The organism is Yaniella sp. (assembly GCF_030453185.1).
In the GTDB taxonomy this organism is placed as follows: Bacteria; Actinomycetota; Actinomycetes; order Actinomycetales; family Micrococcaceae; genus Yaniella.
Window position 1 is genome coordinate 1 of the sequence record NZ_JAKDKW010000092.1, and the last position, 8,117, is coordinate 8,117.

At 57.1% G+C, this 8,117-nt stretch carries 7 protein-coding genes; 6 read left to right on the forward strand and 1 reads right to left on the reverse strand.

Annotated elements, in window-relative coordinates:
- Nucleotides 1–235 precede the first annotated feature (235 nt).
- Genes L0H14_RS10945 through hpaD form a run of 4 tightly spaced genes read left to right on the forward strand, consistent with a single transcriptional unit; the run spans nt 236 to nt 5,104 of the window.
- On the forward strand, nt 236–1,714 hold the full coding sequence (locus L0H14_RS10945) for a fumarylacetoacetate hydrolase family protein (RefSeq protein ID WP_301421816.1): 1,479 nt from the start codon (nt 236–238) through the stop codon (nt 1,712–1,714).
- Nucleotides 1,715–2,389, forward strand: coding sequence for a GntR family transcriptional regulator (locus L0H14_RS10950; protein ID WP_301421817.1), 675 nt, complete (start codon nt 1,715–1,717; stop codon nt 2,387–2,389).
- A gap of 19 nt (nt 2,390–2,408) precedes the next feature.
- Nucleotides 2,409–3,908 carry a 5-carboxymethyl-2-hydroxymuconate semialdehyde dehydrogenase gene (gene hpaE, locus L0H14_RS10955; protein ID WP_301419418.1) on the forward strand — a complete coding sequence of 500 codons (1,500 nt, stop codon included), beginning with the start codon at nt 2,409–2,411 and terminating at the stop codon, nt 3,906–3,908.
- A 32-nt stretch (nt 3,909–3,940) separates the two neighbouring features.
- Nucleotides 3,941–5,104 carry a 3,4-dihydroxyphenylacetate 2,3-dioxygenase gene (gene hpaD, locus L0H14_RS10960; protein ID WP_301419417.1) on the forward strand — a complete coding sequence of 388 codons (1,164 nt, stop codon included), beginning with the start codon at nt 3,941–3,943 and terminating at the stop codon, nt 5,102–5,104.
- 122 nt (nt 5,105–5,226) lie between these two features.
- On the opposite strand, the gene L0H14_RS10965 is transcribed toward hpaD, so the two are convergent.
- Nucleotides 5,227–6,576 (reverse strand): MFS transporter, encoded by a 1,350-nt coding sequence (locus L0H14_RS10965; RefSeq protein WP_301419416.1) that lies wholly within the window; start codon nt 6,574–6,576, stop codon nt 5,227–5,229.
- Nucleotides 6,577–6,723: 147 nt separating this feature from the next.
- Between L0H14_RS10965 and L0H14_RS10970 the strand changes: the two genes are divergently transcribed.
- On the forward strand, nt 6,724–7,404 hold the full coding sequence (locus L0H14_RS10970; protein ID WP_301421818.1) for a DNA alkylation repair protein: 681 nt from the start codon (nt 6,724–6,726) through the stop codon (nt 7,402–7,404).
- Nucleotides 7,405–7,566: 162 nt separating this feature from the next.
- Nucleotides 7,567–8,117: aminotransferase class I/II-fold pyridoxal phosphate-dependent enzyme (locus tag L0H14_RS10975; protein WP_301421819.1), on the forward strand; the 551-nt coding region annotated here is incomplete at its 3' end.

Sequence of the window (8,117 nt, forward strand, 5' to 3'; positions counted from 1 at the left end):
CATTGTTGAACCACCCTTCGTTCGCCGCACCCAGGCCCGTCCGGTATACCCAGCATTCACGCACCAGCCGGCAACCCGGCGTTCAATCGAGACCTCTAGGCTAGTTTCCGGAAAGACGCACTGCTCTCCGGTGGCGCAAAATCTGCTGACGATTTCACAGATACCTGCAAATCGTATACGATCTGTAGCAGGCGATTTTGATCACGCATCAACCCCCAACGGAGGTATAGTCTCGATGAACGTCACTGCTTTCGATTTCTCTGAAAAGCAAAACCGTCCCGGCAAAATTGTTGCCCTGCACCTGAACTACCCGTCCCGCATCGAACAGCGCGGACGCAACCCAAAATTCCCCGGCTACTTTCTGAAGGCCACTTCTTCGATCGCAGCCACCGGTTCGACCATTGAACGTCCGGCCGGCACAGAGCTGCTCGCCTACGAAGGCGAAATCGCCTTGATCATTGGTAAAGACGCCCGCCGTGTCGCTCCCGAAGACGGCTGGTCCTATGTTTCCGGTATCACCGCAGCAAACGACTGGGGCCTGTACGATCTGCGCCACGCAGACAAAGGTTCCAACGTCAAAAACAAATCCGGTGACAATTACACGCCACTGGGCCCAGCAATCATCGACGCCGAAGGTATCGATCCAGCCCAGCTCCGGGTTCGCACCTGGGTCAACGGCAAAGTCACCCAGGATGACACCACCAACGACCTGGTCTTCCCATTTGGCCAGCTGGTCGCAGACCTCTCTCAGATGATGACCCTTGAAGCAGGCGACGTCATTTTGACCGGCACACCTGCCGGTTCCTCGGTTGCCCAGCCAGGCGACGTCGTCGAAGTAGAAGTTGATGCACCAAGTGCCCAGGGCACCCCATCAACCGGTCGCCTCGTATCCAACGTTGCCGAAGCAGACTTTTCGCTGTCCGACTATGGCCACGGTCCAAAAGTTGACGACGTACAGCGTGAAGAAGCTTGGGGCTCCAAAGCAGCAGCCGGTATCGAAGATCCACGTGCCACCCTGACCGATGAACTGCGTGAAAAAATCTCCCAGACCGCCGTTGCCACCATCGTTGCAAATATGCGCAAACGCGGTATCAACAACTGCACCATCGACGGGCCAACCCCGATGCACCCTGGTCGTCAGATTCTCGGCTTCGCCAAGACCCTGCGCTATGTGCCAAACCGCGAAGACCTGTTCAAGAAACACGGTGGCGGTTTCAACAAGCAGAAACAGGCCATGGACTCGGTGCAACACGATGACATCGTCGTCATGGAAGCACGCGGCGAAAAAGGCACCGGAACACTCGGCGACGTCTTGGCCATGCGCGCTAAAGTACGCGGCGCCAACGCCATCATTACCGACGGCGGTGTCCGTGACTCAGCGGCCGTGCTCGACGTAGACATTCCGGTCTACTCCAACGGCAACCACCCTGCCGTGCTGGGTCGCCGCCATGTTCCGTGGGAAATGGACGGCACCATCGCTTGCGGCGGTACCACCGTACAGCCCGGCGACATCATCATCGGTGATGACGACGGCGTCGTCGTGGTCTCACCAGAAATGCTCGTCGAAATTATCGACGAGTCCTTTGAGCAAGAGCAGCAGGACGGGTGGGTATACGAACAGGTCAAGAACGGTGCAGCCGTTGACGGCTTGTTCCCACCGACCGGTGAGTGGAAGGCCAAATACGAGGCTTACCGCGCAGAACAAGGCAAGTAAATGCAGCCCACTGGTCTCTCCAAAGCTGATCAGGCCCACCAGCATGTGTTGAAGGGCATCACCACCGGGCACTACCAGCCCGGTGACCGGCTCGTACTTTCCACGATCGCCGATGAGCTTGGCATGTCGGTTGTACCCGTGCGAGAGGCCATTCGGCGGTTGCAAACCGATAATCTGGTGCAGTTTGAACGCAACGTCGGGGCCACGGTCACCGGTATCGACCCCGTCGAATACCGCCACACCATGGAAACCCTGGCGTTGACCGAAGGCTACTCCACTGCTCAGTGTGCGCCACTGGTAACCCAGGAAACCCTGGAGAAAGCCCGCGGCATCAATGAGCAGATGAGAGCACTCGTGGCACACGACTTCGCACCCGAGAAGTTCACCGAACTTAACGAGCAATTTCATTCAGCACTGTTTGAACACCACCAGAACCCGCACATCCTCGATCTTGTGCACCGCGGCTGGAATCGTTTGGCGGCACTTCGCTCGTCAACCTTTTCCTTCGTCCCATCACGGGCCATCAGCTCGGTTGCCGAACACGAGGAACTGCTGAAACTCATCGCCGATGGCGCAGAGTTCTCGATCATTGAATCGGCGGCTCGAAACCACCGGCTCAATACCCTGCACGCCTATCTGGACCATCACGCGAAATCCACGACCATAGATTTTTAGCAACATTCGAAAGGACGACATGACAAACGGCAAACCCGCAAACATGCCAGATCAAATCCGTCACTACATCAACGGTGAATGGGTCGACTCGATCGACGGCGACACCTTCGACATACTGAACCCAGTCACCAACGAGACCTACATCAAGGGCTCCTCCGGTAAAGTCGCCGACGTCGACGCCGCCGTCAAAGCAGCTAAAGAGGCCTTCGATAACGGTCCATGGCCACACATGCTGCCACGCGAACGTTCACGCATTCTGCATAACATTGCCGACGTCGTTGAGACCCGCCAGCAGGAACTGGCTGAAATGGAAACCTGGGACTCCGGGCTACCTATCTCCCAGACCCTGGGCCAGGCCCGTCGCGCAGCAGAGAACTTCCGTTTCTTCGCCGACCTGATCGTTTCCCAGCACGACAACGCCTTCAAGGTGCCAGGTCGTCAAGCGAACTACGTCAACCGCAAGCCAAAAGGCGTTGCCGGTCTGATCACCCCGTGGAACACCCCGTTCATGTTGGAATCCTGGAAACTTGGTCCAGCGCTGGCCACCGGGAACACCGTGGTCCTGAAACCAGCCGAATTCACCCCGCTGTCGGCCTCCCTGTGGCCAGGCATCTTCGAAGAAGCTGGCCTGCCAACCGGCGTGTTCAACATGGTCAATGGTTACGGTGAAGAAGGCTTCGCCGGTGACTCCCTGGTCAAGCACCCCGACGTTCCACTGATCTCGTTTACCGGTGAATCGTCCACCGGTAAACTCATCTCGGCCAACGCCGCCCCATACCTCAAGGGTCTCTCGATGGAATTGGGTGGCAAGTCCCCTGCCATCGTCTTTGAAGACGCCGACCTGGACGCTGCGATCAACGCAACCGTCTTCGGTGTGTTCTCACTGAACGGTGAACGTTGCACCGCCGGCTCACGCATCCTGGTTCAGCGCAGCATCTATGACGAATTCGTCGAGCGCTACGCAGCCCAGGCCGCCAACGTCAAAGTTGGTCTGCCAAGCGATCCGAAAACCGAAGTCGGTGCCCTGGTCCACCCAGAGCACTTCGACAAGGTCTGGTCCTACGTGCAGATCGGTAAAGAAGAAGCACGCCTGGTAGCCGGTGGTGACCGTCCGGAAGAATTCCCAGAAGGAAATTTCCTGCAGCCAACCGTCTTCGCCGATGTTGCCCCAGATGCACGCATCTTCCAGGAAGAAATCTTCGGTCCGGTCGTTGCGATCACACCGTTCGACACCGACGAAGAAGCACTCGAACTGGCCAATAACACCCAGTACGGTCTGGCCGCATACGTGTGGACCAACGATCTGAAGCGCTCCCACAACTTCGCGCACAACGTTGACGCCGGCATGGTCTGGCTCAACTCCAACAACGTTCGTGACCTGCGCACCCCATTCGGTGGTGTCAAGGCATCCGGACTTGGCCAGGAAGGTGGCTACCGCTCGATCGATTTCTATACCGATCAGCAGGCAGTCCACATCAACCTGGGCGAAGTACACAACCCAGTATTCGGTCAACAGTAAGACCTGGTTGGAACCATAACCGAAGGATCATCATGAAGATTGATAAAAACAACCGCACCAAAACCAGCTCGGGATTCTACGTCTCGCAGCACGCGTCGATCAACACGGACAATCCCGTTCCGACGCCGAAGGCCGAAGCACCAGACGTACTGCGCGTGGCGTACATGGAACTGCAGGTCACTGACCTGGCAGCCTCCCGTGAGTTCTACGTCGACGTCCTGGGTCTCCACATCTCCCACGAAGATGACAACGAGATCTACCTTCGTTCCACGGAAGAATTCATCCACCACAACCTGCTCCTGAAAAAGGGCCCGGTTGCCGCCGTCGGTGCATTCTCCTACCGTGTACGTTCTCCAGAAGACGTCGACAAAGCCGAAGCCTTCTACAAAGAACTCGGCTGCCGCACTGAACGTCGCAAAGATGGTTTCGTGCGCGGTATCGGCGACTCCCTGCGCGTTGAAGATCCATTGGGCTTCCCCTACGAGTTCTTCTACGAAGTTGACCATATGGAACGCCTCGCTTGGCGCTACGATCTGCACGTACCAGGCGCCCTGGTCCGTCTGGATCACTTCAACCAGGTCACCCCGGACGTCCCACGCGCTGCGCGCTACATGCAGGACTTGGGCTTCCGCGTCACCGAAGAAATTGCAGACGGCGAAACCGTTTACGCTGCGTGGATGCGTCGTAAACCGACCGTTCACGACACCGCGATGACCGGTGGCAACGGCCCACGGATGCACCACGTTGCCTTCGCAACACACGAGAAGCACAACATCTTGGCGATCTGTGACCGCCTCGGTGCCCTGCGCCGCTCGGATGCCATCGAACGCGGCCCAGGCCGCCACGGTGTTTCCAACGCGTTCTACCTCTACCTGCGTGATCCAGACGGTCACCGCGTAGAAATCTACACCCAGGACTACTGGACCGGCGACCCAGACAACCCGGTTATCTCCTGGGACGTGCACGACAACCAGCGCCGTGACTGGTGGGGCACCCCGGTTGTACCTTCCTGGTACACCGATGCTTCATTGGTACTGGACCTGGACGGCAATCCTCAGGATGTCGTCGAGCGTACTCACGACAGCGAAATGGAAGTTACCATTGGCGCTGACGGTTTCTCGTACACTCGTGCAGACGATGACGAAGAAATGCCAGACTGGAAAAAGGGCGAGTTCAAACTCGGCAACCAGCTCTAAGGCCCGAACACACTCAACGTGTGATCAATGACGATGCCTGCGAACCTTTTGGTTCGCAGGCATCTGTCGTTTAACGGCGTATTCTCAGTTTGTGGGCATCCGCACTCAGTGAGTTTGGGCTGTTAGTTCGATGCGTCTGCGCTGACACGCTGTGGGCGTTGGTTGGCCTCGACGTTGGCACCGCGCATACCGAACAGCACTGCCGTGGCCAGCAGAATGATGACCCCGACCAGAACATAGATGGCCTCGGGAGACCAGCCATTATCTTGCAATGCACCGGTCGCCGTGGGAGCGATAATTGCGCCTATCCGGCCGATCCCGATAGCCCATCCGGCACCGGTAGAACGCAGCGCAGCGGAATACGACTGTGGTGTCAGCACGTAGAGACCTGCAATACAGCCGTTGATAAACACACCAACCAGCAAGCCAAGCAACAGCACCAGGACGAGTATCTGGGTGGTAAAGATAAAGATTATCATCAGGATCGAGGCAAGAACGGTAAACCCGGTGAGGACTGTTCGCGTGGACCAGCGGGCGGTAAAGAGGCCGAACGAGACCGAACCAATGGCTCCGCCAAGAGTCAATGCGACGGTGACGAACATTGACAGGGTCTCGCTTAACCCCGTTGCCGTCATGAGCCGCGGGGTCCACGAATTCACGAAGTAGAACGCAAACATAATCACGAAAAATGCCGTCCAAATAACGAAGGTTACCCGGCGGTTCTCGCGGCTGAAGAGATCCCAAATACTGGTTTTCGACTCAGCGGCGGTGGGTTGTGGCACAGCGTCCAAGTCGTATTTTTCGCCATATCCCAACCGTTCGACGATCATGTCAATACGCTGCTGCGCGCCGGCTGGACGCCGTGAATACAGAAACGACGGGGACTCCGGTAGTAGGAACACCACGATCACTAGGGCAACTGCTGTGACAATACCCCCGGCGAGGAACACCGACCGCCACCCAAATGCGTTGATCAGTCCCACCATCGCGGTGCCGCCCAGGGAAGCCCCTATGCCGTAGCCTGCGGCATAGATACCGATGGCCAATCCGCGGCGTTTCCGGGAGGCAAATTCAGCACTAATAACATTTGTGCCGACGAGAATCCCGCCAATTCCCAGCCCGGTAAGGACTCGCCAAATGCCCAGCTGAAAGGCAGACGCGGCTGTGGCAGACAGGAACAGTCCGGCGATATTCATGACGACCGCGATGATCGTCATCTTGCGTCGACCGATGCGATCCGCAACAGGGCCCAAAAAGAGCGCTCCGATGGCCATACCAACTAGCGCTGAACTCATGAGGAGTCCAAGCGCTAGGCCAGACAACTGAAACTCGTCCGTGATTTGGTTCGAGGCAAACGATATTGCCAGGACGTCATAACCGTCTAACGCATTTAATAATGTACAGATAGCAATGATGAGCCATTGGTAACTGCCCATCTTGGTTGAGTCGATTTTTTCCCGAAGGTCCACCATCAGCTCTCCGTTCTGGTGTATCGCGCATCACAAAAATACCTATGAGCATAGATATTACATGGGGTGGAACACTGCAGCAATTAAGGTGCGTCACAGTGAGCGCAAACGATAGACTTTGAACCAAACCAACGACTTGGAGGACCCTGATTGGCCACACGCACACCACCCCCAAAAGTCACAGTCAGCGAAGTGCTCGCCGAGCTGGCCGCGTTAGAAGATCCAAAAGCCCGTGCCGTCAATGAACGCCACGGCAACGATATTGGCGTGAATCTCTCGAAGCTGCGGGCCATCGCCAAGCGACTCAAAACCCAACACGACTGTGCCACCGAGCTCTGGGACACCGGCGATACCCAAGCGCAACTGGTAGCCATACTGATCAGCAGCCCCAAGAAATACACCGCCGAGCAACTCGAAACCATGCTGCGAGCGGCACGGGTGCCCAAAGTCCATGACTGGCTGGTCAGCTACATCTTGAAGAAGAATCCCGAAGCCGAAAACCGTCGGATCCAGTGGATGACCGATCCGGACGAAGTTGTGGCAAGCGCGGGCTGGGCACTTACCAGCCACGCCGTCGCTAAGAATGCGTCCCATCTCAAGCTCGATCAGCTGCTCGATACCATCGAAATCAAAATGCAGCACGCACCGGCCCAACTCCAATGGGCCATGAATGAATGTTTAGCCAACATTGGCATCCACCACCCAGAACAGCGCAATCGAGCGCTGGATATTGGTGAACGGCTCGGAGTTTTGAAAGACTACCCCACTCCCCCAAACTGCACTTCGCCCTTCGCGCCTGCCTGGATCAACGAAATGGTGTCGCGCCAATAATCCCCCAGCGGCAGCACACATACTAGATCCCTGCTGTTCCGATGCAGTCCCGCTGGACCGTAGTACGCTTGAAGTCCAACCCAACCCGCACGACGACGGGCTCAAGCGGAAGTCTTGCGGAAGGTCTCGCCTTCTACCGGTAACGCCCCTATCGTTGGACTTATGACCCATACAACACATCCCACAGTTGACGAACTCTTTGATATCTCAGACGACCGTCTGCGTGAGCGAGCAAGCCTCAAATGGTCGAACGTAGATGTTGACGTATTGCCCGCCTGGGTGGCCGAGATGGATGTTCATCTGGCTCCGGCCATCATCGATGCACTACAAAATGCGATCACCCGGCACGACGCTGGCTACCCCGGTTCAGCCGAGGGTGTCACGCAAGCCTTCTCCGATTTCGCACGCGACCGGTGGAATTGGAACATCGAACCCGACCAGGTGAGCATCCATGTTGATGCTGCGACCGCTGCAGCCAAGCTGATGCGCCACTACGCCGGGGCGGATCGTAGCGTGATGATTATGCCGCCGGTCTACAACCGCTTCTACGATTGGCTCGACGTTGGTGGTGTCCGGCCAGTAGAAGTTCCACTGACTGACGTGCCCAACGGCGGCTATTTTGATTTAGACGGGATCGAAGCCGGCCTCAAGGCTGGTACGAAGGTGATCTTGCTGTGCAACCCGCATAACCCACTCGGACGCGTGTTCTCACG

What these genes read in the sequence shown, in the direction of transcription:
- L0H14_RS10945 (WP_301421816.1), top strand. Translation starts at nt 236, where the DNA reads ATGAACGTCACTGCTTTCGATTTCTCTGAAAAGCAAAACCGTCCCGGC.
- L0H14_RS10950 (WP_301421817.1), top strand. Translation starts at nt 1,715, where the DNA reads ATGCAGCCCACTGGTCTCTCCAAAGCTGATCAGGCCCACCAGCATGTG.
- hpaD (WP_301419417.1), top strand. Translation starts at nt 3,941, where the DNA reads ATGAAGATTGATAAAAACAACCGCACCAAAACCAGCTCGGGATTCTAC.
- L0H14_RS10965 (WP_301419416.1), bottom strand. Translation starts at nt 6,576, where the DNA reads ATGGTGGACCTTCGGGAAAAAATCGACTCAACCAAGATGGGCAGTTAC.
- hpaE (WP_301419418.1), top strand. Translation starts at nt 2,409, where the DNA reads ATGACAAACGGCAAACCCGCAAACATGCCAGATCAAATCCGTCACTAC.